This is a genomic window from Pedobacter glucosidilyticus DSM 23534 (assembly GCF_000425145.1).
GTDB lineage: Bacteria > Bacteroidota > Bacteroidia > Sphingobacteriales > Sphingobacteriaceae > Pseudopedobacter > Pseudopedobacter glucosidilyticus.
Genome location: NZ_AULF01000040.1, coordinates 1 through 26,149, shown reverse-complemented (window position 1 = coordinate 26,149; position 26,149 = coordinate 1). Strand labels below are relative to the sequence as shown.

Annotated in this window: 23 protein-coding genes, 1 tRNA gene and 1 riboswitch; of the genes, 6 read left to right on the top strand and 18 right to left on the bottom strand. The window is 34.9% G+C overall.

What is annotated here, in order from left to right; translation table 11 throughout:
• Nucleotides 1-285: 285 nt before the first annotated feature.
• The 3 genes from H510_RS0111710 to H510_RS0111690 form a co-directional block, all read right to left on the bottom strand.
• Nucleotides 286-2,649, bottom strand: coding sequence for a ribonucleoside-diphosphate reductase subunit alpha (locus H510_RS0111710; protein WP_026904502.1), 2,364 nt, complete (start codon nucleotides 2,647-2,649; stop codon nucleotides 286-288).
• A gap of 139 nt (nucleotides 2,650-2,788) precedes the next feature.
• Nucleotides 2,789-3,757 (bottom strand): ribonucleoside-diphosphate reductase small subunit, encoded by a 969-nt coding sequence (locus H510_RS0111705; RefSeq protein WP_026904501.1) that lies wholly within the window; start codon nucleotides 3,755-3,757, stop codon nucleotides 2,789-2,791.
• A 110-nt stretch (nucleotides 3,758-3,867) separates the two neighbouring features.
• Nucleotides 3,868-4,087: riboswitch (cobalamin riboswitch) on the bottom strand.
• A gap of 140 nt (nucleotides 4,088-4,227) precedes the next feature.
• Nucleotides 4,228-5,193: an isopenicillin N synthase family dioxygenase gene (locus tag H510_RS0111690; RefSeq protein WP_026904500.1), complete on the bottom strand. Its 966-nt coding sequence runs from the start codon at nucleotides 5,191-5,193 to the stop codon at nucleotides 4,228-4,230.
• A gap of 146 nt (nucleotides 5,194-5,339) precedes the next feature.
• Between H510_RS0111690 and H510_RS0111685 the strand changes: the two genes are divergently transcribed.
• Nucleotides 5,340-6,032: a YetF domain-containing protein gene (locus tag H510_RS0111685; protein WP_026904499.1), complete on the top strand. Its 693-nt coding sequence runs from the start codon at nucleotides 5,340-5,342 to the stop codon at nucleotides 6,030-6,032.
• Here H510_RS0111685 and H510_RS0111680 read toward each other — a convergent pair.
• The 9 genes from H510_RS0111680 to fucP all read right to left on the bottom strand — a co-directional run bounded on the left by H510_RS0111680 (nucleotide 6,029) and on the right by fucP (nucleotide 14,719).
• Nucleotides 6,029-6,538: a phosphoribosyltransferase family protein gene (locus H510_RS0111680; protein ID WP_026904498.1), complete on the bottom strand. Its 510-nt coding sequence runs from the start codon at nucleotides 6,536-6,538 to the stop codon at nucleotides 6,029-6,031. The two genes, H510_RS0111685 and H510_RS0111680, sit on opposite strands and share 4 nt — an antisense overlap.
• Nucleotides 6,539-6,717: 179 nt before the next feature.
• Nucleotides 6,718-7,110, bottom strand: coding sequence for a hypothetical protein (locus tag H510_RS0111675; protein WP_026904497.1), 393 nt, complete (start codon nucleotides 7,108-7,110; stop codon nucleotides 6,718-6,720).
• Nucleotides 7,107-8,504, bottom strand: a complete 1,398-nt coding sequence (gene rlmD / locus H510_RS0111670; protein WP_026904496.1) for a 23S rRNA (uracil(1939)-C(5))-methyltransferase RlmD — start codon at nucleotides 8,502-8,504, stop codon at nucleotides 7,107-7,109. The genes H510_RS0111675 and rlmD overlap by 4 nt, the downstream gene beginning before the upstream one ends.
• Before the next feature lie 494 nt (nucleotides 8,505-8,998).
• Nucleotides 8,999-9,787: an SDR family oxidoreductase gene (locus H510_RS0111665; protein ID WP_026904495.1), complete on the bottom strand. Its 789-nt coding sequence runs from the start codon at nucleotides 9,785-9,787 to the stop codon at nucleotides 8,999-9,001.
• Nucleotides 9,788-9,792: 5 nt separating this feature from the next.
• Nucleotides 9,793-10,647 (bottom strand): fumarylacetoacetate hydrolase family protein, encoded by an 855-nt coding sequence (locus tag H510_RS0111660; protein WP_026904494.1) that lies wholly within the window; start codon nucleotides 10,645-10,647, stop codon nucleotides 9,793-9,795.
• 46 nt (nucleotides 10,648-10,693) lie between these two features.
• A complete protein-coding gene (locus tag H510_RS0111655; protein WP_026904493.1) occupies nucleotides 10,694-11,458 on the bottom strand; it encodes an SDR family NAD(P)-dependent oxidoreductase in 765 nt (254 codons plus the stop codon).
• 36 nt (nucleotides 11,459-11,494) lie between these two features.
• Nucleotides 11,495-13,135, bottom strand: coding sequence for a UxaA family hydrolase (locus tag H510_RS0111650; protein ID WP_026904492.1), 1,641 nt, complete (start codon nucleotides 13,133-13,135; stop codon nucleotides 11,495-11,497).
• Nucleotide 13,136: 1 nt separating this feature from the next.
• A complete protein-coding gene (locus H510_RS0111645; protein WP_026904491.1) occupies nucleotides 13,137-13,469 on the bottom strand; it encodes an L-rhamnose mutarotase in 333 nt (110 codons plus the stop codon).
• The gene (gene fucP, locus H510_RS0111640; protein ID WP_026904490.1) at nucleotides 13,466-14,719 is read right to left on the bottom strand and encodes an L-fucose:H+ symporter permease; all 1,254 of its coding nucleotides are present in this window, start codon (nucleotides 14,717-14,719) and stop codon (nucleotides 13,466-13,468) included. Before fucP ends, H510_RS0111645 begins: the two co-directional genes overlap by 4 nt.
• A gap of 97 nt (nucleotides 14,720-14,816) precedes the next feature.
• Here fucP and H510_RS0111635 point away from each other — a divergent pair, with 97 nt between their 5' ends.
• Nucleotides 14,817-15,545: an IclR family transcriptional regulator gene (locus H510_RS0111635; RefSeq protein WP_026904489.1), complete on the top strand. Its 729-nt coding sequence runs from the start codon at nucleotides 14,817-14,819 to the stop codon at nucleotides 15,543-15,545.
• 108 nt (nucleotides 15,546-15,653) lie between these two features.
• Here the strand turns inward: H510_RS0111635 and aroB are convergent, their stop codons facing one another.
• Genes aroB through H510_RS0111620 form a run of 3 tightly spaced genes read right to left on the bottom strand, consistent with a single transcriptional unit; the run spans nucleotide 15,654 to nucleotide 17,596 of the window.
• Nucleotides 15,654-16,721, bottom strand: coding sequence for a 3-dehydroquinate synthase (gene aroB, locus H510_RS0111630; RefSeq protein WP_026904488.1), 1,068 nt, complete (start codon nucleotides 16,719-16,721; stop codon nucleotides 15,654-15,656).
• Entirely contained in the window at nucleotides 16,718-16,924 is a 207-nt protein-coding gene (locus H510_RS0111625) for an RNA-binding S4 domain-containing protein (RefSeq protein ID WP_026904487.1), read from the bottom strand. The genes aroB and H510_RS0111625 overlap by 4 nt, the downstream gene beginning before the upstream one ends.
• A gap of 30 nt (nucleotides 16,925-16,954) precedes the next feature.
• A complete protein-coding gene (locus tag H510_RS0111620) occupies nucleotides 16,955-17,596 on the bottom strand; it encodes an HAD family hydrolase (RefSeq protein ID WP_026904486.1) in 642 nt (213 codons plus the stop codon).
• A gap of 78 nt (nucleotides 17,597-17,674) precedes the next feature.
• Between H510_RS0111620 and H510_RS0111615 the strand changes: the two genes are divergently transcribed.
• The 3 genes from H510_RS0111615 (at nucleotide 17,675) to H510_RS0111605 (ending at nucleotide 19,815) form a co-directional block, all read left to right on the top strand.
• A complete protein-coding gene (locus H510_RS0111615) occupies nucleotides 17,675-18,172 on the top strand; it encodes a nucleoside deaminase (protein ID WP_026904485.1) in 498 nt (165 codons plus the stop codon).
• A 99-nt stretch (nucleotides 18,173-18,271) separates the two neighbouring features.
• Nucleotides 18,272-18,345, top strand: a tRNA-Ile gene (locus H510_RS0111610).
• Nucleotides 18,346-19,599: 1,254 nt separating this feature from the next.
• Nucleotides 19,600-19,815 carry a hypothetical protein gene (locus H510_RS0111605; protein WP_026904484.1) on the top strand — a complete coding sequence of 72 codons (216 nt, stop codon included), beginning with the start codon at nucleotides 19,600-19,602 and terminating at the stop codon, nucleotides 19,813-19,815.
• A gap of 104 nt (nucleotides 19,816-19,919) precedes the next feature.
• Here H510_RS0111605 and H510_RS0111600 read toward each other — a convergent pair whose 3' ends face one another.
• From H510_RS0111600 to H510_RS0111590, 3 genes are read right to left on the bottom strand one after another with little or no spacing between them, the layout of a single operon-like run.
• Nucleotides 19,920-22,283: a hypothetical protein gene (locus H510_RS0111600; protein WP_155977948.1), complete on the bottom strand. Its 2,364-nt coding sequence runs from the start codon at nucleotides 22,281-22,283 to the stop codon at nucleotides 19,920-19,922.
• Nucleotides 22,284-22,323: 40 nt separating this feature from the next.
• Nucleotides 22,324-23,601 carry an amidohydrolase family protein gene (locus tag H510_RS0111595; RefSeq protein ID WP_081659269.1) on the bottom strand — a complete coding sequence of 426 codons (1,278 nt, stop codon included), beginning with the start codon at nucleotides 23,599-23,601 and terminating at the stop codon, nucleotides 22,324-22,326.
• A 4-nt stretch (nucleotides 23,602-23,605) separates the two neighbouring features.
• A complete protein-coding gene (locus H510_RS0111590) occupies nucleotides 23,606-24,595 on the bottom strand; it encodes a hypothetical protein (protein WP_026904481.1) in 990 nt (329 codons plus the stop codon).
• A gap of 857 nt (nucleotides 24,596-25,452) precedes the next feature.
• Here H510_RS0111590 and H510_RS18765 point away from each other — a divergent pair.
• Nucleotides 25,453-26,149, top strand: a 697-nt coding sequence (locus H510_RS18765; RefSeq protein ID WP_036692684.1) for a hypothetical protein, incomplete at its 3' end; no start/stop codon positions are given.

The window sequence follows — 26,149 nt, the reverse complement described above, 5'->3', positions numbered from 1 at the left end:
ATTAAGGGCAACCCAGCTTTGTGACCTCTGCGAACTCTGCGGTTAAAAAATTAAGAAACATAGAAGAAGGTTTAAAATTAAATGTATTTGGTAAATATGTATTGAGAATATGATAGATATTTGATTTTTATTTCACCCCTAAGGGGTTCTCCCCATCTACTCTTAAAATGCTATCATCATGTCAGTCCTACGGACTTGTTGCTTTGCATCATGAGCTAAAATGTAAATAAAACAGCCCAAGGTTTAAACCTTGGGCTGTTTTCATGATAATAATTCTAAAGTCAATTAAGACCCACAAGACAAGCATCCATCTTCCATACTACAACTTGCGCCTTCTACAACTACTTCTGGTGTTTGTACCAAAGGCTCCATCTCTTTGCCGGCCTGACTTTCTACCGAGAACTTAACTGCTTGTGTAGCAGCTTGTGTTCTAAGGTAATACATACCTGTTTTTAAGCCTTTTTTCCAGCTATAAAAATGCATAGAGGTTAATTTCGCAGCAGTTGGAGAACTGATAAACAAGTTCAAAGACTGAGATTGGCAAATGTATGCTCCTCTATCGGCAGCCATATCAATCACATTTCTCATCTTAATTTCCCAAACCGTTTTATACAAATCTTTGATATGTTGCGGTATAGCCTCTATATCTTGTACCGAGCCGTTTGCCAAAATAATAGCATCCTTCATTTTACTATTCCAAAGATTAAGTTCTACTAAATCTTTTAATAAATGCTTATTCACCACTACAAACTCTCCGCTTAATACCCTTCTGGTATAAATATTAGAGGTGTAAGGCTCGAAACACTCGTTATTTCCAAGTATTTGTGAGGTTGATGCTGTTGGCATTGGCGCCATTAATAGCGAGTTTCTTACGCCTGTTTTAACAACTCTTTTTCTTAATGCATCCCAATCCCAACGTTTGCTTTCTGGTTGTACGCCCCATAAATCAAACTGGAACTGCCCTTTAGAAAGTGGCGAACCTTTAAATGTTTCATAAGGTCCTTCTTTCTCTGCTAAATCAGCAGAAGCTGTCATAGCAGCAAAATAAATGGTTTCAAAAATATCTTTATTCAGTTGTTTTGCTTCTTCACTTTCAAAAGGCATTTTTAACAGAATAAAAGCATCGGCAAGACCTTGTACGCCCAAACCAATTGGTCTGTGGCGCATATTAGAATTTTTTGCCTCTTCTACCGGATAATAGTTGTTATCTATAATCCTGTTTAGGTTTAAAGTTGCCTGATAGCTTACTTCATAAAGCTTTTCGTGGTTAAAAGTGCCATCTATAACATAACGAGGTAAAGAAAGCGAAGCTAAATTACATACCGCAACTTCATCTGGAGAAGTGTATTCTATAATCTCGGTACATAAATTAGAACTTTTTATAGTGCCTAAATTTTGCTGATTTGATTTTTGATTGGCTGCATCTTTATACAATAAATATGGCGTACCTGTTTCTATTTGCGAATCAAGAATAGCGAACCATAATTCTTGTGCTTTAATGGTCTTTCTGGCTCTTCCTTCTTGCTCATATTGCTGATAAAGTGCTTCAAACTCGGCACCAAAACAGTCGGCTAAGCCTGGTGCTTCATGTGGGCAAAACAAACTCCAATCGCCATTAGCTTCTACCCTTTTCATGAATAAATCAGACATCCAAAGCGCATAAAATAAATCACGAGCTCTGTTTTCTTCCTTACCGTGATTTTTCTTTAGATCAAGGAAATCAAAAATATCTGCATGCCAAGGCTCTAAATAAATAGCAAAAGCACCTTTTCTTTTACCACCACCTTGGTCTACATAACGGGCTGTATCGTTAAACACTTTCAGCATCGGGACGATACCATTACTTGTTCCGTTAGTACCACTAATGTAAGAACCGGTTGCTCTGACATTATGGATGCTTAAACCAATACCTCCGGCACTTTGCGAAATCTTGGCGGTTTGCATCAAGGTGCTATAGATGCCTTCAATGCTATCATCTTTCATGGCTACCAAGAAACAGCTAGACATTTGTGGCTTTGGTGTACCAGCATTAAATAAAGTTGGCGTAGCATGAATAAACCAACGCTCGCTCATCAATTCATAAGTTTTGATAGCGCTAGCTAAATCATGCTTATGAATACCAACGGCAACACGCATAAATAAATGCTGCGGACGCTCTACAATACGTCCGTTAAGCTTTAGCAAATAAGAACGCTCTAAAGTTTTAAAACCGAAATAATCAAAGCTAAAATCTCTATCATAAATGATGGTACTGTCTAAAATCTCGGCATTTTCTTTTATCACCTCCCAAACATCATCAGCAATTAAAGAAGCAGGTTTAGAAGTTTTAGGGTCTTTATATTCATGCAATAATCGCATGGTTTCTGAAAACGACTTGATGGTATTCTTATGTAAATTAGATACCGCTATACGCGAAGCTAGAATGGCATAATCTGGATGACGCGTAGTTAAAGAAGCTGCTGTTTCTGCCGCTAAATTATCTAGTTCTGATGTTGTTACTCCGTCATACAAGCCATCGATTACCTTTTTAGCAACCTCTACAGGGTCTACAAAATCTGCATTTAAGCTGTAGCTGAGTTTCTCTATTCTTGAGGTTATTTTATCAAATTTTACGGACTCTGTTCTTCCGTCTCTTTTTATTACGAACATTCTTTTTTAGTTTTTTAGATTGTTAGGTGATTAGTTTGTTAGGTAGTTAGGTTATTAGTGATTAATTTGTTGGGATGACAATTTCAGAGCCTAACAAACTAACCAACTAGCCCGATGATTCATCGGGACTAACCATCTATTAAAAATCTTCTTCCAATGAAAACGCTTGGTCTTCTTTACTGCTTAATACACCACTTTTTTGGTAATCACCTACACGTTTTTCAAAGAAATTGGTTTTACCTTGCAGGGATATCATTTCCATAAAATCAAAAGGATTGGTAGCATGATATTTTTTATCGTAACCTAATTCTACCAACCATCTATCGGCTACAAACTCAATATATTGCATCATTAAGCGAGCATTCATCCCAATTAGATTGACAGGTAATGCCTCAGAAATAAATTCTTTTTCTATTTCTACAGCTTCAGAAATAATTTCATAAACTTCTTCTTTGCTCAACTTATTTTGAAGCATGCCGTAAAGCAAGCAAGCAAATTCGCAGTGTAAGCCTTCATCTCTTGAAATAAGCTCGTTACTAAAAGTTAAACCCGGCATTAAACCTCTTTTCTTTAACCAAAAAATAGAGCAAAAACTACCGCTAAAGAAAATACCTTCTACGGCAGCAAAAGCTACTAAACGTTGTGCAAAAGTGCCTTTTTCTATCCATCTTAATGCCCATTGCGCTTTCTTTTGTACACATGGAACCGTATCTATGGCATGTAAAAGATGTGTTCTTTCTTTTGGATCCTTGATATAAGTATCAATTAATAAAGCATAAGTTTCTGAGTGGATATTCTCCATCATAATTTGGAAACCATAAAAGCACCTAGCTTCTGGCACCTGTACTTCGCTCATGAAATTAACAGCTAAGTTTTCATTCACAATACCATCGCTAGCGGCAAAAAAGGCTAAAATATGGCTAATGAAATGTCTTTCGCCATCATTAAGGTTTTCCCAATCTTTTTGGTCGGCAGATAAATCTATTTCTTCTGCGGTCCAAAAACTAGCTTCGTGGCGTTTGTACATTTCCCAAATTGCGGGATAATTGATAGGTAGAATCACAAAACGATCCTTGTTTTCTTTAAGTAATACTTCTTCCTGTTGCATGGTTTTAACTTTTTTAAATTTTACAAACAGGAATTGACAAAAGACAACATAGACCCTGATAGGTATTGAGGGCTTAGAAGAGCTTTTATCAAAACCTTTTACGTGAAAGTCTTGACAAATCCTATTCGGCAGGTCTCCTGGCTTATCTGTCTACTAAATGCCTTCCCATTTTGTTAAAAAACAAAACAGTGACCTGATATTTAGCAAATTTTTGATTTCAAATTTTAGTTGAAAAAACAGAAATACAGTTGCAACGTCAGCCCATGATTTTAACATGGTTCCCTTTTAATACCAAAATAAATTTGGTAACCTGAATAAGTGATGTTAAAGAACTATCTCAAAAGTATGACTAATAAAGCTAGTAAAGGCAATGAAGTTTTAAACAATAAGGAAACTTATTCACAACCTGCCTATAAAAACAAAAAAGCGCCTTTTTGGGGCGCTTCCTTCCTATTCTGAATTACTGATTTTTATTTTTTAAGACCTATTTCTCTTAAACGTTCGTCGAGGTACTCGCCAGCCGTCATATCGGTATAAGCTCTAGGGTTTTCTTCATCAATACAAGAAGTTAAACAAGTTAAATCCATACCTGATTTTGGATGTAAGAAAAATGGCACCGAGTATCTTGAGCTCTTCATCAATTCTCTTGGCGGGTTTACTACACGATGAGTGGTTGACTTTAACTTGTTATTGGTTAAACGTTGCAACATATCGCCAACATTAACTACGATATCTTCGCCATGAGCTTTAACTGCGAACCAATCTCCATTTCTAGTTAAAACTTCTAAACCATCTGCGCTAGCACCAATTAATAAAGTAATCAAATTGATATCTTCATGCGCTCCTGCTCTTACTGCATCCGCAGGTAAAGCATCTGGGTTTTCAATCGGGAAATAATGTATAGCTCTTAATATAGAGTTTCCATTATGTACTTTATCCTCAAAGTAATCCTCAGGTAAGCCCAAATAAACAGCTATTGCGTTTAAAAGCTGTTTACCTGCATGTTCTAATTTCTTATAAATTTCTTTAGTAACGATGTTAAAAGCTGGCACTTCTTCTACTATAACATTATCCGGATATTCTTCTTTAACAACATCGCCATCCTTAACATACTGACCAGTTTGCCAAAACTCTTTTAAATCTGGTGTTTTAGAGTCTTTAGCCTTTTCGCGACCTTTAGAAGTATAACCACGTTGTCCTGCAAGCTCCACTTTTTCATATTTCAATTTGGTTTCTTCGGGTAAACTAAAAAACTCTTTCACTTGTAGGTAAAGATTATCAATAAGCTCTTTACTTAAGCCGTGATTGGTAATGGTAACAAAACCAGTATCATTAAAAGCTTTGCCAATATCATCAGAAAACTGCTTCTTCTGAGCTGCCGTACCATACAGATAATCGTTTAAATCTAAACGCGGTATATTTATTGATGTAGCCATGTTAGTGTTTTTTGTGTGATAACAAATGTAAGTTCAAAATGTGGATAAACCTATATCCATAACAAATATAACTACACAAAACTTTGATAATCATTTGTTTGAGTTTTCCACATTTTTATAAAGGTAATTAATTTTTCAAATTATATATGAAAGAAATTTTTGAATGGAGCAGGGTTTTCATGAATGATTTACCTTACGTGTTTTTACTTGAGGTTATATTCAGATGCCTGGTGATGTTTATAGTTGTGCTTATTGCACTTAAACTTACAGGTAAGAGAGGAATTAAGCAGCTTTCTATTTTTGAACTGGTTATTATTATTACTTTGGGTTCTGCAGCTGGCGACCCCATGTTCTATGAAGATGTAGGCTTAATACCTGCTATTACTGTATTTATTTGTGTACTTGCCTTTTACAGAGCTATTACCTGGGCTTTAAAATTTAAAAAATTTGAACATTGGATAGAAGGTAAACCTGTTACATTAATTGTTGATGGCGAATTTGTTAAACAAAGAATGGAGAAAGAAGATATTGCTGTAGATGAATTTTATGCTGAATTAAGAATGGAGCATGTTGACCATCTAGGACAAGTGAAATTGGCCATTTTGGAAGTTTCTGGAGAGATTAGCATATTTTTTAATGCTGATGAAGAGGTAAAATATGGACTCCCTATTTTGCCTCACGAAATTAGAACTCCTTTAAAAAAAATTACAGAAAACGGCATGTATGCTTGTAATACTTGCGGTAAAGTGCATCAGCTTACCATTTGCGAAGAAGCAACCTGTTCTAACTGCCACAAAAAACATTGGATAAGAGCCAGAAATAACCGTAGAATTTCTTAAGTTAAATAAACACCATCGGGTTCATTGTTCTCATCTAAAACTACTTCTACATGTTCTTTTAACACGGTAGAAAGTTGTAGACCAACAAAATCTGTAGCTACCGGGAATAGTTTATGACTTCTATCTATTAAAACTACAGACCTTAATTTTTTTAGAGGTATATTTAAGAAAACACCTAAACCATAAGCGATAGTTCTGCCGCTGTTTAAAACATCGTCAACTAAAATAATGACTTTATTTTGGCAAGCTTCTATAGGAATATTGATAGAGGATTCTAGCTTAGAGCTATCTTTATTAAGCTCTATTTCTGCCAAAGTAATCTTAAAATGAGCTATTTCCTTTAATACTTTTTCTAATCTTAAAGCAAACCTATATCCCCTAGATACCACACCCGCAAGAATAATTTCTTGTTCTTCTATATTGTCTTCTAAAATTTGATAAGCAATACGGTTAATTTTCTGCTGTATTTGCGTATGGTTAAGAATAAGTACTCTTTTGGTTGGCATAGCTGCTATTTTTGGCTCAAATTAACTAATTCTGTTTAAACCTGTAATCTTTTTTAAAAATTAATGTAACTAATGATGCTATGGTAGCGTCTAAGTTTTAAAAGGTTTACAAATTTGTCTTAATAAATTTTTAGTGTGTGTTAATGTTAAAGGCCTGTATTTTTGCAGGCCTTTTTCTTTTAATAAGGATAATAAACAAAATTTGCTCCTTCTGGCACCACAACAAAGACACAGGCATAGTCATCTGCATTTTTATAGCTACTTAAAAAAGCATCTTTCTTATTTTCCTGAATAATGCCTCTTTCTATAAATTCCTCTAAGGTGGATGCCTGTATAGTCCAATCTGTAGCTAATTCTGCCCTATCTAAAATAATTTCACCAATATTAACTTCATGTTGGTGAGCAATAAATATAGGATGAGCCGATAAACCTTCTACCATAATTTCTATGGCCACCTCTTTAATGGCATCTTTATAATTTGATAAATCTTTTTTTAAAGATACCAAAGGACTTTCTTGAGGTTTTTGAGCTTCTCCTCCGGCAAGGTTACCTAATAAATCTTCTTGATTCATTTCTTCAATTCTAATAAAACCACATTTTCTACATGTTGTGTTTGGGGGAACATATCAACAGGTTTAATTCTGCTTACTTCATATTTCTCTTTCAAACGCACCAAATCTCTAGCCTGTGTAGCCGCATTGCAGCTTACATAAACAATTTTACCTGCCTCCATCTCCATTAAACGTTCTACAACATCAGGGTGCATACCTGCTCTTGGAGGGTCTGTAATCACCACATCGGGTTTACCGTGTTGCGCTATAAAATCGGCATTTAAAACATCTTTCATATCGCCAGCATAAAACTTAGTATTGTTTATCCCATTGATTTGTGAGTTTACCTTTGCATCTTCTATAGCCGTTGGCACATACTCTACCCCAACAACCTCTCTAGCATTTTTTGCTACAAAGTTGGCGATAGTACCAGTACCGGTATATAAATCGTAAACCAATTCTTTACCTGTTAAACCAGCAAATTCTCTGGTGATTTTATACAATTCGTAAGCTTGTAAAGAATTAGTTTGGTAAAATGATTTAGGTCCGATTCTAAACTTTAAGCCCTCCATTTCTTCATAAATAAAAGGTTGGCCGTGGTATAATAAAATATCTTGATCAAAAATAGTATCGTTTTTCTTTTGGTTGATGATGTACATGAGCGAGTTTACCTGAGGAAAGCTTCTCTTCACAAAATCCATCAAAAGCTCTACTTGTCCTTCTTCAGGATAAGCGAAAACTACAACAATCATCAACTCTCCGGTAGAAGAAGTTCTGATGATTAAATTTCTTAACGCACCTTCGTGAGCTCTTAAATCGTAAAAAGAAATTTGATGAGCTAAAGCAAAATCGCGGATGCTATTTCTAATTTCATTAGAAGGAGAAGCTTGAAGCCAGCAATGCTGAACATCTAAAATCTTATCAAAACGAAGAGGTACATGAAAACCTAAGGCATTCATTTCCATAGCTTCGCCAGAGGCAACATCTTCTTGGGTTAACCATCTTTTATTAGAAAAAGTATACTCTAATTTATTACGATAATAGGTAGTTGCTGCCGATGCTAAAATAGGCTCGGTATGTGCAACATCTAAACCTGCGAGCCTTTGCAGAGCATCAGTAACAGATTTTTGCTTGTATTTTAGCTGTGCGTTGTAATCCATGTGCTGCCATTTGCAGCCTCCACAAGTTCCAAAATGTATGCAAAACGGCTCAACCCTATCTGCAGATGGTTGGTGCAGGGTATGCACCTTTGCCTCTGCAAATTTTTTCTTCTTTTTATAAACTGCAACATCTACAATATCGCCGGGAATAGCTTTTTCTATAAAAACTACCAAATCCTGATGTCTTGCAACACCTTTGCCTTCTTCTGCAATATCAAAAACTTCTAATTGCTCAAATATCTTTTGTTCGCCCAAAACTTTATGCTGTTTAAGCTGGCAAAATTAAGGTTTTAAAAAGATTATTCAGCATGAATAAATTTCTTATATACCTGATTGTTTAAACCATTAATGATTTGCTATTCTATTAAAGTCATCAAATCTATTTCAATTAAACACAATAATTAAAATGGTAATATGATAGATTTTATAAGGAAACACAGCTAAGCTTAAGCTACAATTTACAATAAACTAACTGTAAGTTTATTAGATTTTCACAGGGTATTAACTAGGTTTTATATATAGTTTGTACCCTGTTATGACCCTGTTAGCACCCTGTTAATACCCTGTTAGCTTCAAATCTGAAAGGCTAATTTCCAGAAACTGCTCAAGGTTAGCCTAAACTATTAATTTGCTATGTTTGAATAACGATACTGTTTAAAGGATAAAAGAGTCGAAACTTTATCTGATACACTCAGAAAAGTTCCGACTCTGATTTGATATGAAATTGCGATTAAACAACCTCCTATTTTTTATGCATTAGCCAAAGCCCTATCCAAATGTACGTAACCGCCATCTACATGAATCAACTGCCCGGTGGTATGACTTGATTTTTCTGACATTAAGAACGCTACCGTATTCGCTATTTCTTGCGTAGTTGTCATTCTGTTTTCTAATGGAATATTAGCCGTAATCTCTGCTAATTTTTCTTTAGCGTTAGCTAAGGTTTCTATCCATTTAGCATATTGTGGAGTCCAACACTCGGCAACAATAACAGCATTAACCCTAATGCCATATTTGAGCAACTCAACAGCCCATTCACGGGTTAAAGCATTTCTTCCCCCATTAGCTGCTGCATAACCAGAAGTATTACCTTGGCCAGTTTCTGCTGTTTTAGAGCTAACATTAACAATACCGCCTTTAGATGCTTTTAAATAAGGCAAAGCATGATGAGCCAACAAATAATAGTGTACTAAGCTATGGTGTAAACTTTTGATAAAGCCCTCGTAAGAACCATTTTCTAAACCTATACCATCATTTAAGCCTGCATTATTAACCAAACCATCTATCCTGCCAAAAGCTTTTACAACTGCTTTAATAGCATCTTCACAAGCTACTGGATTTGATAATTCTGCTTGCACACAAAATGCTTGTCCTCCTGCTTTAGCAATGTCATCTGCTAATAATTGATTATCAGCTTGGTTTCTGCCTAAAATAACTGGAATGGCGCCTTCCTGAGCCAAAACTCTACAAACGCCTTCTCCTATACCTTTAGCTCCGCCAGATACAACAATAACTTTATCTTTTAATCCTAAATCCATAATGCTTAGCCTTGATATGCCTTAACATGCTGCTTAGAAGTTCCTAAGCCATCAATACCCAACTCAACTACATCTCCTGGTTTTAAATATACTGGCGGATTAAAGCCTAAGCCAACACCATGTGGTGTTCCTGTTGAGATGATATCACCTGGCAATAAGGTCATGAAATGACTTAAATAACTTACCAATTTAGGAAGGTTAAAAATTAAATCATCAGTATTTCCGTCTTGGAATATTTTATCGTTTACTTTTAACCAAAGTCTTAAGTTGTTTACATCAGCAATTTCATCTTTTGTAGCTAACCAAGGACCAATAGGGGCAAAAGTATCACAACCTTTACCTTTATCCCAAGTACCACCACGCTCTAATTGAAACTCACGCTCGCTAACATCATTATGTAAGCAATAACCAGCGATATAATCCATAGCATCTGCTTCTTCAACATAGCATGCTTTTTTACCAATTACAAAAGCCAATTCTACTTCCCAATCTGTTTTAACCGAGTTTTTAGGGATAATGATATCATCATTTGGACCAACTAAAGCCGTAGTAGATTTAAAAAATAAAATAGGCTCTGCCGGAATAGGTGCATTTGTTTCTTTAGCGTGTTTAGCATAGTTTAGACCAATACAAACTATTTTTGATGGTCTAGCAACAGGAGAACCTAATCTTTCTGATGCAGAAACCTCTGGCAACTTACCTTCATTTTCTTTTAAAAAGGCTGCTAATCTATTTAGACCATCGTTTTCAAAAAATGCCTCGTTATAATCTTCACCAAATGCAGATGTATCATATCTTTTATCATTAATAATAACACCTGTTTTTTCTTTTCCTGCTTGTCCGTATCTTATTAATTTCATTTCAATTGTATTTATTAAGTTCTTCTTTAATGAAGCTTTAGTTTATTTAGTTATTTAATTTTATAAATCCACCGTCTATAGGATAATCATTACCGGTAATAAAACCAGCTTCATCACTACATAAGTATAATGCTAATGTAGCAATTTCATCCACACTACCCATTCTGCCTATAGGCTGAGATTTGGATAATTTCTCGAACATTTCTTGTTCTTTACCCGGATAATTTTTTGCTATAAAGCCATCTACAAAAGGCGTGTGTACCCTTGCCGGGGATATAGAGTTACATCTGATATTTTGATGAAGAAAGTCTTTAGCAACGCTTAAAGTCATGGCAAAAACGGCTCCTTTACTCATGCTATAAGCAAATCTGTCATTTATACCTACATAAGCGGCTATAGAGGCAACATTTAAAATAACACCTTGCTGTGTTTTGATGAAATAAGGCAAAGCCTCATGCAAGCAATTATAGGTTCCTTTAACGTTTACTTGGTAAACGCGATCAAAATCTGCCTCGCTAGTGTTTACCACATTGCCAACATGGGCAATTCCGGCACAATTAACCAGAATATTAATGCCGCCTATTTTTTCAAAAACAGATTTTACAATTTGCTGATGGGTAACATCGCATACAAATGCAAATGCTTCTCCGCCATCTTCCTGAATCTTAAAAACAGTTGCATTAGCCTGCTCCTGATTAACATCCAAAACATAAACTTTAGCCCCTTGCCTTGCAAAAGTTAGCGCTATAGCTTGCCCAATACCGCTTCCTGCTCCTGTTACAACGGCTGATTTACCTTCTAATGAAAACACTTTTTCTTTATTTTAATGATTACAATAATATTAAACTTATAAACTCACTCCTCTTTTCCAAGGGATAAAATCATCTTGATTTAAGAGTACTGCTTTTGGTATTATTTCGCCACTAGCAGCTTTGATACAATAGTCTAAAATCTCTTCTCCCATTTCTGCAATGCTCTTTTCACCTCTGATGATAGCTCCGGTATCAATATCAATAATATCAGACATTCTTAAAGCTAAACCCGAGTTGGTAGCAACTTTGATAACCGGACAAACTGGGTTGCCTGTTGGTGTACCCAAACCTGTAGTAAATAAAATTAAGGTTGCCCCACTAGCTGCTTTTCCGGTAGTAGCCTCAACATCATTACCCGGTGTACAAACTAAATTTAAACCTGGTTTAACGGCTGGTTCTGTATAATCTAGAACATCTACTACAGGCGCAGTGCCTCCTTTTTTGGCGGCTCCGGTACTTTTAATAGCATCGGTAATTAAACCGTCTTTTATATTCCCCGGCGATGGATTCATGTGAAAACCCGAGCCTACGGCATGTGCCTGGGCATCATAAGTTTGCATTAAATGGATAAACTTTTCTGCAATTTCTTTCCCTTCACAGCGGTCTATCATATTCTGCTCTGCACCGCATAGTTCTGGAAACTCTGCCAATAGAACCTTAGCCCCTAAGGCTACCAATAAATCTGCAGTATAACCAACCGCAGGATTAGCAGAAATTCCGCTAAAACCATCGCTACCACCACATTTAACCCCTACAGTTAAAGCTGATAGAGGCGCTGGCCTTCTTCCAATTTTATTGATTTCTACCAATTGAGAGAAAGTTTGCTGTATCGCATCTTTGATCAATTGCTCCTCGCTTTTACTTTGTTGTTGCTCAAAAACCAATAAAGGTTTATTAAAATTTGGATTGTATTGCTTTAAATCATCCAAAAAATTTTGCGTTTGCAGGTGCTGGCAGCCCAAGCTTAGAACAGTTACACCCGCAACATTTGGATGATTAGCGTAAGAGGCTAAAAGCTTACTTAGCAGCTCTGCATCTTGTCTGGTACCACCGCAACCACCCTGGTGATTTAAGAATTTTATCCCATCAACATTTTTAAATAAACGTTCTGCGGGTTGTACGGCATTTAATTCTAAAGATAAGTTTTGGATATCTTTACCTGCTTCTACAGCTTCTCTCAATGCCTTTGCATATAGTTTATACTTATCGGTAACAGCATAACCTAAACTATGATGTAAAGCTTCTTTAATAACATCCAAATTTCTGTTTTCACAAAAAACAGTGGGTATAAATAACCAGTAATTTGCGGTACCCACACGTCCATCTTCACGATGATAGCCTAAAAAAGTCTTATCAATATATTTGCTTATATCTGGTTTTTCCCAATGGTAATTAACCTCCCTATAAGCATAATCTTCCGCAGCATGTTTAAGATTGTTTACAGTCATTAAATCTCCTTCATTTACAGGCGTCTGAATTTTCCCTACTAAAACCCCATACATGATGACCTCATCACCGGGCTGCATGACATTTAAGTAAAATTTATGCTTAGCCGGAATATCCTCTTTAAGGGTTAAAACCTTACCATTAAAATCTATCGTTAAACCTTTTTCTAAATCTTGCAGCGCTACCAGCACATTATCCTGTGAATGAAGCTGTAAATACTTCTTGCTCATATTATTTTAAATCAAAAATCTTATCCATTAAAACCCATTTTTCACCTTCTTTTGCAAAAGGCAAAGGCTGTTGAAAATCCCACATGAGGGTTTCCCATTCTTGTACTTTAGCGTTCTGCGCATCAGCTTTTGACTTTTTATCAAAAGAAAAATTGTCGTCCACCTCCATCACCATCAATAACCTATTTCCAGTTCTATAAATTTCCATATCCCTGATACCTGATGAAATAATACTAAAAGTAACCGCAGGTGGAACTTTTTTATGCCATGCTTCATACTCGGCGATTAACTTAGGATCGTCTTTTAAATCAAGCGCTAAACAATATCTTTTCATTTTTTTAAGGTTGAAACTTTATGACCATGAACAGCAAATATTAAAACTATAAAAAAGCAAAAGGAAGGAACTATATAACCTAATTGGATATTGCTATATAAATCACTCACATGTCCAAAAACGAGCGGTAAAATAGCTCCACCCACAATAGACATGATGATAAAACTGCTTCCTAGCTTGGTATCTTCTCCTAACTCTTTTATCCCTAAAGAGAAAATAGTTGGGAACATGATAGACATAAAAAATGCAATGCCGATAACTATATAAATAGATGCTAAACCTGTAGTATACATGGCTAAAACACTTAAAACCATACATAATATAGCATAAATAGCTAGTAAAACAGGAGGCTTCACAAATTTCATAAAGAAAGTACCAACAAAACGTCCTATCATGAAGGCCATTCCTACACCAAAACCAGCGTATTCTGCTGCTTTCATTTCAGAAATCCCAGTTGCATGTGTAGCATAAAGAATAAAGAAGCTGAAAACACAAACTTGCGCACCAACATAGAAAAATTGTGCTGCTATAGCCCAGTTAAGGTGTTTATGCTTAAAAACAGTTAAAGATGAACCAGAAGTACTTTTTTCTTCTTCTTTAATTTCTGGAAGTTTCATAAAAAAGAAAATAACAGCCACCACTAAAATAACAGAACCTAGTATAAAGTAAGGCATTTTAACGGTTGCAGCTTCTGCCGCAAGTGCTAATTCTCTTGCTTGCGGTGCCATTAAAGCTAATTTTTCCTCAGGCAAACCTTCTGTTAAAATAATTTTTGCCCCAATGATAGGTGCTAGAGTAGCCGCCAAACCATTAAAAGATTGTGCTAAATTTAAACGCTGTGTAGCTTTTTCTGGCGGCCCTAGTAAAGAAGCATAAGGATTGGCTGCTGTTTCTAAAATAGTTAAGCCACAGGCAATGATAAAAAGTGCTACCAGAAAAAAAGTATAAGATTGTAGGTTTGCCGATGGAATGAACAAATAAGAACCTACAGCAAATAACATTAAACCTAAAATGATACCTGCTTTATAACCTTTTTTCTTGAGTAAAAATCCTGCTGGCAAAGCCACTACGAAGTAAGCTATAAATACAGCCGAATCTACTAATGAAGCCTGTAAAGTGGTTAAACTGAAAGCTCTTTTTAAATGTGGTATTAAAATAGGATCTAAATTGTGAACAAAGCCCCACATGAAAAACAAAATTGTTATCATGATGAAGGCAAAGTTTGTTGAGCCTTTTGTTGATGTAGTCATTTAATTTGGTTTAATAATATCGAGACCCAAATTAAATAAACTTATTTTTATAAAACAAAAATTTTATATTATGGAATGAATAGCTAATTTTGATTTCATGATTCAAGTTATAAACCGGGCTATAGACATTATAGAATATGTGGCTAATAACCCTAAAGAGCCTAAGCTAATGGGGCATATTGCTGCTGATTTAAATTTAAATACGGCAACTTGTGCTAATATTGTTAAAACTTTAGTAGACCGTGGCTTTTTAAAAAAAGCTGATAAAGAAAAAGGTTATTTACTTGGAGATAATTTTACAGAAATTGCCAGTGGTTCTTTTGGTTACAAACAATTGTTAGACAGAGCAGAGCCTGAATTATTATTGGCTCAACAAACGCTTCAAGAAAATTGCTTGATAGCTGTATTGAAAGAAAACAAACGTATTATTTTAAAACATCATATTGCTAACCAATTGGTGCAAGCTACCACTGCTGATGAAAAAAATGCTTATGATGCCTCTACCGGTAGGCTATTAGTTGCCATGCTTCCTGACAAAGAATTAGCACAATACATCAGACGCTTTGGTTTGCCTGATAAATCTATTTGGCCAGAAGCTTCTTCCAGAACACAATTGCTTGAGCAAATAGCCATCATTAAAAAGCAGGGTTATGTTTTGATTGAAGATAGTGTGCAAGTTATTGGTATAGGAACGCCTATCTACCAAAACGGAAAAGCTGTTGCAGGCTTTAGTATTTATATGCCAGCATTTAGGTTTAACCATGAAATTAAAGAATTGATGATTAAAACTGCTTTGGAAGCTGCTAGACGTATTTCTACCATGTAGTTTGCTTTCAAAGCTATATGGCTAGCATAAAATCTACTTAAAATCTGACATGGATACTAAACTCTTTTGCCAAATAACCAGCAAAGACCAATATCATGAACACACCACTTAACTATTTAAACTTCTGTAATAAGCTAAGCTTTCTATCATCAAATCTTTAGAAACTACTTGATTATATAAACAGCTTCCTATTTTATTTGGCAAAGAGAAATTGATATTGCCAGCGCTATTCTTTTTATCATGTTGCATAATGGCTAATAAATCATTTTCGATACCTTCTTTAAGCTTGTATTTTGGAAAGAATTTTAATATATCCTGAACGATGGTTTTAAAATCTTCTTCTTCTAGAATACCTGTCATGTGCGCTAAATAAGATTCGCATATCATCCCTACAGCAATGGCTTCGCCGTGTAAAAGCGGACTGCTATCGTGTGCTAAAGACCAAGATTCTACAGCATGCCCAATGGTATGACCAAAGTTTAAGATTTTTCTCAAACCTTTTTCAAAAGGATCTTCTAAGACAACTTTATTTTTAATTGCTACGGATGTATGTATTTGTGCTGTGCTGATATCTTTTGCATGGGCTAAACTGATGATATCTTGATAGTAAGCAGCATCAGCGATGATACCATGTTTGATAACTTCTGCAAAACCAGATATGATTTGTCTTTCTGGTAAAGTATTTAAAAAATCAGTACAAATGATAACTGCCTGTGGCAAGGCAAAAGTACCTATGATGTTTTTTACATTCTCTATATCGATGCCTGTTTTACCCCCCACAGAGGCATCTACCTGAGAGAGTAAAGTGGTAGGAATCTGGATAAAATCTATCCCTCTTTTGTAAGTTGATGCAGCAAAGCTTCCCATATCGGTAACTACACCGCCACCTAAATTTATCACTACGGCATTTCTATCAGCTTCAAAATCCAGCAACATCCTCCAGATGCCTATACAATAATCAATATTTTTATTTTCCTCCCCATAAGGGATTTCTATAATATCAAAATTGTCTAAAGCTGGTAGTTTATCTTGTAAAACAGGCAGGCAAAACTGTCCGGTATTTTCATCAGTGATGATAAATACTTTAGAGTAATTACCCTGCTGAAGTATATCTTGTAAAACTTGTAAGCTATGATCGAAATATACCTGATAGGTACTGCTTTGGATAGGATTCATATAATTTTAATGGTTTTATGATTGAATTTTACGGTATCGCCTTTACGTACTTTTAAGCGCTTACGATAATCGGTAACGCCGTTGTATTGTACCAAACCGTCCATCACTACCGCTTGTGCTTCGCCTCCCGAAGAAACTAAGTCTGTTGCTTTTAGGAGTTGTATCAGCGGGATAAACTCGCCTGCTAGTTTAAATTCAATCATTGGTGCAAACTTACAAAAATGAATAACAATTTAGAGGTTTCTTAACAGACCGTTTTTACTAAAATATAACTGCAAATTATCTGGGGCAGTCATTAAATAGGTTTGTAACCCTAATTCTTGAGCTGTTTTAAGATGCTGTGGACTATCGTCTATGAATAATGTTTCTTCTGGTTTTAGATGGTGAGTATCTAAAACATATTCAAAAATATCTGCATTGGGTTTACGCATCCTCAGTAAATGAGAATAATAATCTTTAACAAAGAAAGACGAATTATCTGCTAAACCAAACTCTGCTTTGAGGTACTTCATAATCCAATCATAATGGATCTCATTATTATTACTCAGCAAAAAAGTTGGATACTGGGCTTTAATTTTCAATAGCAAATCATGATTTCCATCCGGAACACCTAGCAATAAGGTATTCCATGCATCATCAATCTGCTGGTCGCTTAGTTCTGGTTGTTTTGCCTTACGTCTGATACCGTCACGCCACTCGGCTGCTGTGATGTTACCTTTTTCAAACTCATCAAACAACGGATCGTGAGCTTTATGCGCAAAAAATTCTTCAATATTTTGGATGCCTAAATCTATAAAAGCTTGTTGTGTTCTTTTAAAATCTATGTTGAAGATAACGTTACCGTAATCAAAAATAATTGTTTTTACTGCCTTCATGATACATCAAAGGTATTAATCTTTCGTTTGATTATGGATAGATTTTTGTATGAGTATTAAAAAACTAGAGAATAGAACATGAATCATATACACGAAGAAATGATGAGAAAAGCCATTGCTTTGGCAGAGGACAACCTTAAAACTTTTAACGGTGGACCCTTTGGATGCGTGATTGTTAAAAATGGCAAAGTGATAGCATCAGCAGCTAACAGTGTCAATAAAGATAACGACCCTACTGCACATGCGGAGGTTAATGCCATCAGGCTGGCTTGTAAAAATCTTAAACAAGCAGATTTGAAAGGAGCTATTTTGTATACCAGTGCCGAACCTTGCCCTATGTGTTTGAGTGCCATTTATTGGGCCAATATTTCAGAAGTTTATTATGGCAACACCCGTACAGATGCTGAATGGGCTGGTTTTGGTGATGAGTTTATTTATGAAGAGTTGAAGCTTTCTATTGCGGAAAGAAAATTATCTTTCAAACGTATTTTACCTGCTGAAAGCATTGTCAGTTTTGAGAAATATCATGAATTGGACGAACAGGATAAAGCAAAAATCAAGAATGGGAGCTTGTAATGCTTTCGTAATGAATATTTTGCAAGTATTTTAAATTTATTTTTTAGAATTCGACGGCAAATTCGTAACATTGCAACCGCAAATCAGTAATGATTTTCAGCACCTATAGCTCAGTTGGTTAGAGTAGAAGACTCATAATCTTTTGGTCCCTGGTTCGAGCCCAGGTGGGTGCACAAAAAGAAGCTTTCAGTAACGAAAGCTTTTTTTGTTTAAGCTAATTCTAAAAAATTTACACTTGATCCTTGAAAGCTTCTACAACACCCGTCGGATTGTTTTCCGCTAGTTCTTTATGAAAGTTTATGCAAAAGATTTATTTGACTTCACTTCCAAATCTTCATAAGCCGTTTTTCGTTCTTCGGAAAAGTTGGATTTAACATTATCGAAAGCTCCTAAATATCCGCTATTCAAATCTTTTTACTTTATAATTTTGACTTTCGACTTCTTAAGGCATTTAGGCATCTTTGTACTTTTGACTTTGTACTTTTTAATTAAATAAAGCCTATAGCGCATGCGGTTTTGCATTCGAGTTTGCAGAAGCTATCAAAAACCACAACCGAGCAAAAATAAGCGCTCATTGTTTTTGAGTGTGGGTAAGGGATCTGCGGCAAAGGCTCCTGCGGGATTGTTCAAGGGTTTATTCATTAGTTTCTATTGATTTTTAAGGGTATTCATGAATTCGCATAGGCTCATTTTGATTACTTTTTTCCTCTAAAAAGTCATGGGCCCCGCCGGCTCAAGAGGCGGGTAATTGTTATTATTAAAGATATTATAAACTAATTGGCCGTTACGCACAAGGCTTTCCAACCCTAGCCGGGTAGCGGCTTCTTTCTTTTCCTTGATGAAAAGAAACAAAAACGAGGAACGAGTTCATGAATGCCTAAGAAAAACCATAAACAAAAAATGAATAAATCAAGGCTGATGAATATTTGTCGTTGTGTCTAAATAAATCTTTATCTACAATCCTGAGTGGTGTGAATGGTTTTGCATATTGAAAGCTTCTACAACACCCGTCGGATTGTTTTCCGCTGGTTCTTTATGAGAGTTTATGCAAAAGATTTATTTGACTTCAATCCAAATCTTCATAGGCCGTCTTTCGTTCTTCGGAGAGATTTTTTTAGTAGTTAAAGTTAGTTCCTGAATATCCACTTTTTAGGTTCTTTTTTACTTTCTACTTTTGACTTTTTAAGGCATCTTTTTACTTTCTTTTCACTTTAAACTTTCCGCACCATCTCCCAACCATGTTCGAGACTTGTTCGGGAAATGGCCCTGTTTTTCCGAAGGTGTCCGGGAGAAGTCTGGGAGAAGCACCGAACGTGATATGGATAAAACGTGGATAAAAGGTGGGGTATAGGTGGGCTATACGTGGACTTATATTAATAAATTTTTAGATTTTTTGGATTTTGTTTACTTTAGGTTAATCAAAACTATTGAAAAATGAGCAGAATAAAAAGGATGATTTCGATTTTCTGGAAAATCAGAAAGCACAATTGGTGGAGACATTAATATTAAAAAATAAATTGATGATGATGAAAAGTTCTTTTTTACAAGGCACAAGTACTCAGCCGCACATGGCTAAGGCTGCATTGCGCCAGAGGGGTGAAATGAGTGGTAAGGTTAGCGGGCAAAGGCTTCTTATGCCTTAATAGTGATACAAATGAAATGAAAAAAAATGCTTGAAAATCACAAGAATCCATCACACACGCTCAGGCTACATTGCGCTATCTTGGGGGCGATGAAATAAAAATGTTTATCTTAATTTTTTTCTACCAACCTTCTCTAGATATTCGCCTAAAGGAATATCCAATCCAATACCAGCAAAAGTATTTTTTAATATCGGCTGATTTTTAATAAAAGGGAATCCAAATATCAGGTTTATATCGAGTGCATTGTAAAAACGTAAACCTGAACCAATGCCCAGATGAGGATAATTGAAGTTTTTTTGTGTTGAAGTATTGGCTAAATTATATAAAAAACCAGAACCATATAAAATCCCATACCATTCATTAATAAACGGATTACGTTTATCAAGATTCACATCCTCCTTGATCGTATTCTCTAAACCTTTCTTACTATAAACCTTACTCAATCTAAATTTTAAGCCTAATTTTTCTGAAGCAAAACCGACATTACTAATTTTATCTACTTCACCAGGTAGCATTACTTCATTTAAAAAGAAATTTTGGTTTAATCCTAGGGTGAGATACAAGCTTAAATAACTATGGTTATTACGTAAATAATAATCTTGCAACTCGTTTAAAAAGGAAACGATGTCAATCTCTACATACTGTTCTGCTGTATTTACCAGCGAATATTTTTCGATAGCTCTGCTAAATAGAATATAAGTTTTCTTGAATTCGCCTTCTTTCATAGTATTGCTCAAACGAGTATTTACCTGCTCAAACAGTTTTAGCATGTCTTGATAGGTTTCTGCTTTATCAAGATCTCCGATTTCAGAAATAAACTTTAATACATCCAATAAGGTGTGGTCATAGATGAATGATTCTGGTATTAAGGATACTGTATGCAACTTCATCATTCCGGTAAGTAGTTGAAAACTTTTGATTTCGTTCTTCAGTTCCTCTTTATTCTTAAACAATAAACTACCTAATCTTAGAAATTCAGGTACCACTTCCTTTTCAAAATAGGTGATAGACTCCAGTGTGATGGTATCTTTAGCTATTAATTCATTTATAGCCAGATAGGTTTGAGAAATCAAACTCGCATAATCGCTATAATGATACTTATTATCAGCATTTAACTTACTCATGTCTACCGCTTTCGAGTTAATGAGCATATCAGACATTCGGCTGAGATAATCTCTGAAAAAATCTCTTGATTTAGAAAGGCTGGCTCTCAAGGATTTCAGTTCATTCTCTTTTTGTGTTTTTACACTATCCAAGCTTAATCGAATTTTCGTTTCATTTTGTTTGAAGCTATTCCATGTTTTTGGTTTGATGGTAATTTTCAAGGCTTCTAAATTTTTTTCCAGTTCATTAAATTTTGTGTTAAGTTGAAGAATTTCCGTTTCTTTTATTTTCAATTGCCGTTTTAGATTTTCCAAATTATTTAGCGTGGCATCCCGCAGAGTGTCATTAAGCGTCATAGAATCCGGAGCTAGGGTTAATGGCGTAAGCTGGTATTGATTAACTATCGTTTTTATTTCTTTCAAAAGAGTCATCGTATCCTGCACCATAGCCAAATACTTTTTTTCCAAAACTAAAATTTGGTCCAGATCAATGTATGTCTGCTTCGCCTTTGCGATTAGTGATGATACCTCGCTTATTTGAGTAAAGATAATTTTTAATGAAGCTGATTCTGATTTGATATTATTGTTTTTATAAAATTCTACATTTTCAAGATCTTTTAAATCAACCTGACTAGCTTGAGAAAAATTTTCTATTACAATAGATCGTACATCCTCCCCACTTTTACTTTTAGCGATGGAGGTATAATATTGCGAGATGATGGGATAATATTTAAAGTAAGGTTCAATGATATTTTGAATACCTAACATAGCGATTTTCAAACGTGTGCTATCAATCTTGTCAGACCAATAATTCGGTCCGTCTCGAAAATCAATTCGATGAACATAAAAACCTTTTTGTTTAAGTACTTCTATACCAGAAAGCGTAGCACTTACCAGGTCTACCCAAGTATCAAATGGAATTTTATTTGAATTATCTTGCTGCAAGGCCGTATTCGTGGTGTTTAACAACCTAACGTTGTTGCTCGCGTTGATAACATGCTTTAATGCAGGATGTTCGTACAATACATGAGCTATAGCTAAAGAAAGGGTATAATTGGTGGTCAATTCAAATACTTCTTTTTCTATAACTTTTGCATTTTTTTCATTTAAAAGGATATGTAAACAATGCTGGATATAATATTTAGTAGCATAATTTTGTTCGGGGAACATTTTTAACATAAACCTTTTAAGGGCGTCGCGTTTTAACTCTTGCTGCTTCTCTATGATGATCTCCGTTAAAACTGTAACATCAATGCTGCCTTTATTCATGGTTAGGCTCTCCAAACCTACAGCTAGTGTTGGGCTTTGCCCCTTTGCCATAATGCCGTACACTAAGAAAAAAATAATTAATAACGACTTTTTCATGTTTAAGATTTTTAAGGATTATTGTTCTTTATTACCGCCTTTAGGGATAATATTTGCTACTTAAAAAATGTGCTGTATTTACAGTCGATAACTGCTCCCAAGCATTTATACCGGGCTTTAAACCGGCCTCTTTAACAGCTGCTTTATTAAATTCCTCAAATATTTGTTTCTCGGTTTTCTCCTGTTCGGTCATGTAATAATCCGTTCCGTACAATATTTTACTCCCTACTTGAGCATCTTTTAATTCTCCGAATATTACAGGATGAACATCTTGATTACAAACCGTATAGGATATATCTGTATACAAACCTTTAAAAGTTTTCATCATTTCTCTAATCTGCTCAAACCAGTTTTTTCTTTCAATACCATAAGGTTCTAGTTTAGAATCATAATGACTTCCCTTATCTACTTTCATCAATTTATAAGACCTTAGCATTTCTTCTGCGCCACCAAAATGTGCCAAGCAAAGCTTTAGCGGTTTATCCTGCTGGTCAAAATAAGACATCAAGCTACGGTAAGCTTCTGGCTCCAAAAAATAAGAGCAGGTTTTTCTGTTATTTTGTGCAGCCTTCTGCCCTATTATCCACTTCCATGATTTCTCTTGAATATAAACAGGCTTATCATACAATTGTCCGTTATAAGGGTCTCGTGGATTGATACTATATTTAAGATAAGATTCGTCATTGTTATAGATGCCACCTTTATAATAGCAATGACTTAATACCGGCACTCCATTTTCTGCGGCCCATTCAAAAGTTTCTTTTAGGTTTTTATCAAATGGATAAAATCCGGTACTTGGATACATCTTTAAGCCAGCAAAAGGATATACTTCTCTTTGATTATTAATTTTTATCTTTTTATTAAAATAGGCTGCTACAGTATCTCTCAACTCTTTTCCACTATTTTTCCATCTGGGGTCTACACCCATAAAAATAAGCAGGCGGTCTGGATAACGGCGCTTTACTTCTAGTATTTCCTCAAGTTGACCTTCAAAACCAGAAATAGACTCTCCTGCCCCACATTTCTCCATATACATGGTAAGAGCCACAAACTTCATATCTTGGTTAGGATATTGCCTAAGCAGATTTTCAAATACTTCAAGCTGATTTCTACTTTTACCAATTTCAAGAAATCCTGCATAGCGTTTTCCTGCTTCACCTGTAAAAGACAGTATCTTTTTTACCAACCATGCTCCTGGTTGGGTATTGGTAATTTTTCCTATAGCATTTGCCAAAAAATCAGGTAGATAAAGATTTAGAAAGTGCTCTGGAGCATTATTCATGGTAAAAATATGGGTATGTACATTATAGGGTGTCATAGGCTCAATTTGTCTTTTTAGTATAGATTTTTTTTAGTAATTCAAACCAGAAAGGTGCACCAAAGCTTACGGCAAAACCACTAAGTAAAAAACCTAATAGTTTCATTAAAATATGTTCAATATCATCAGCTTTATGAATCTGTGAATAAAAATTCCTGTTAAATCCAACGGGCAACTCAGCTTCTTTGCTCAGGCTGTCTAGCTGTGCACTGATAACCTTTAATTTGGTAAGCGTTGGTGTACTTTGAGGCACAGCATCAAGGTTTGAGATTTCTAAGGCTTGTTGTTCCAAACTAGCCTTATTTTCTGTATAAAAAGCAATTAAAGTTTTACGAGAAGTTTCATCAGTATTAAAATGTTTGAAAAGTTCTATACTATCTACATTTAACAGCATGGCTATTAAAGTGCCAATCATAAAAAGCCTTCTTCTGGTTTTTTTCTTGTACCAGTCTGATACTTGGGCAAGAAAATTTTGATACCATGTTTGAAGGTTTAACAATAAATCCAGATAAACACCATCTTCTTGTAAACGCCCCTCTTTAAGGTTTTTATTTTCGGCATCTTTTAAACTTTGTTCAAATAAAGCAAGCATATCGCTATGTTGCAAACAGCCTACTGCCTTTTTATAATTCCGTAAACTAACATTTTGATAGGTATCTGTAGTACTATTTTCATTTATTTGCACCAAATGTGCGTTACCTACTACTTCTATTATTGTTTTAGCAAATACTTCTACAGAAATTTCATAAGGCGGTTTGTTAAATTTTCTACTTAACATATTTACTGCTCCATGAAGATAAAGTAGGGATGCCCAATTGATACCATTGGGTAGGTCTTGAAATTGTTTTAGCAATCTTTGTTTTAAAAACCTACCCCTTTCTTCTTTAATCTGTGCTATAGTTTCATGTATATAACTACATAAAAGGGAAAACAATGCCCAAGAAATGAAAATAGATACAGCAGTATCGAATAAAGAATGAGAAAAAATGTTCATTTTGTTAAGAGTAGATGTTAACTAATAATGTTTTTCTTTAATTAAGAGATAACAAGGTCGATAATTTATTATAATCTTACAATAGCAATTATATTTTTAACAATAACTTAATTTTTCTCTTCTAATCAATAAAGTTTTCTAGGTTTTCAAACAAAATATTATTACAATTTTAATTTTTTGTGGAAATAACTGGGTTTAATACGGCTCTTCCCTCCGCAGAAGATATATTAAGAGAAAATTGTTATCAATTGCAATCCGAGTTTGATTTAATACATTATTCTTTAAAGTATTAGTTTTGAAACTTTTGCTCCCTACTATATGATTTTTTAAATCCAGCGCATATAAAGAATAGAATATTAATTTAATACCTAATAAAATTCCTTAAACGAATTGGATTTATACAAAAAATTTATCAATTCGGCATCTATTAACGAAAAAAAACAACATAAAAGTTTAAGGACATAATTTAAAATTTCATTATATTAAAATTTATATTTTTATATTATATTTTATTTTATTATCATTAATAATTTTTATTTTTAAAATGGTATTTCTACTTTTATTAAACATACTACTGATTAAAAACATCCAAGAGAGATTAGTGATTTGCATTGTTTTTACTCAAAAAAAACATGAAAAACAAATGGCAGAAAAACAAAGCTTCACACAGAAAAATTTCAACCTTATTGGTAAAGAATTAGACGTCTATTTAACGTTGTCTTCAGCTCAAATTCAATTTGATCTTTCTGAATGCAAAAGCAGGAGAAGAAGTGAATTATTTGATTTTTTTGTACCTAGGTTTTATAGAATAAAAAATTTAATGGCTGTCCTTTGAAAACAAACTTATAATACTACCTATGCAAAACGATAAATACGCACCCAATTCTTATTTCTTTACAGATCCGGCAGAACTGGCTCAGACAGCAGGGCAGGCTTTTGGGCCTGTATCAGCAAACGAATTTAGGGTAACCACTAAATTTTCCTTTGCAGCAAACACTATGGCCTATGCAATATGCAAAAGTATAGTTTTGATACAGCCGCAAACAGGAAACAGTAGTAAAGTAAATTTGATATTAAGGCCTTTCAGCCAGCCTATACAAGGAATCAATATCAAATATTTTATTTACCGTGGACTTAACAAAGCAGATTTTTTTAATGCAGACCAAGTTATAGCCGCTACAGGTGCAACTTCTGCATTTATTAATAAGATTACCTCCCAGTTTAATGATTTTTATGCTAATAATAGTTCACAAGAGCCTGCACCAGATTTTCTGGCTAAATACATAGGTTATAATCCTTCGGTACAGGCAGATACACTACTCTTAGACCAGTTCTTTTTTAAAGAAACTGCCTATGTAGAAAGCAACGGAGAATTTACAGAAGACGAAGAAACAGCTTATGAATTACCCGTAATAGAAGCCGGAGCAAGTTTAGGAAATTTTATTAGCGGAGAATGCGGAATAGACATCGTTTTAAATTACGGCGACTATAAAGAACCAGTAAACAGCGCAGCCTTTACTTTTAACCTGGCCTATGCAAGAGCAACAGAAGCTA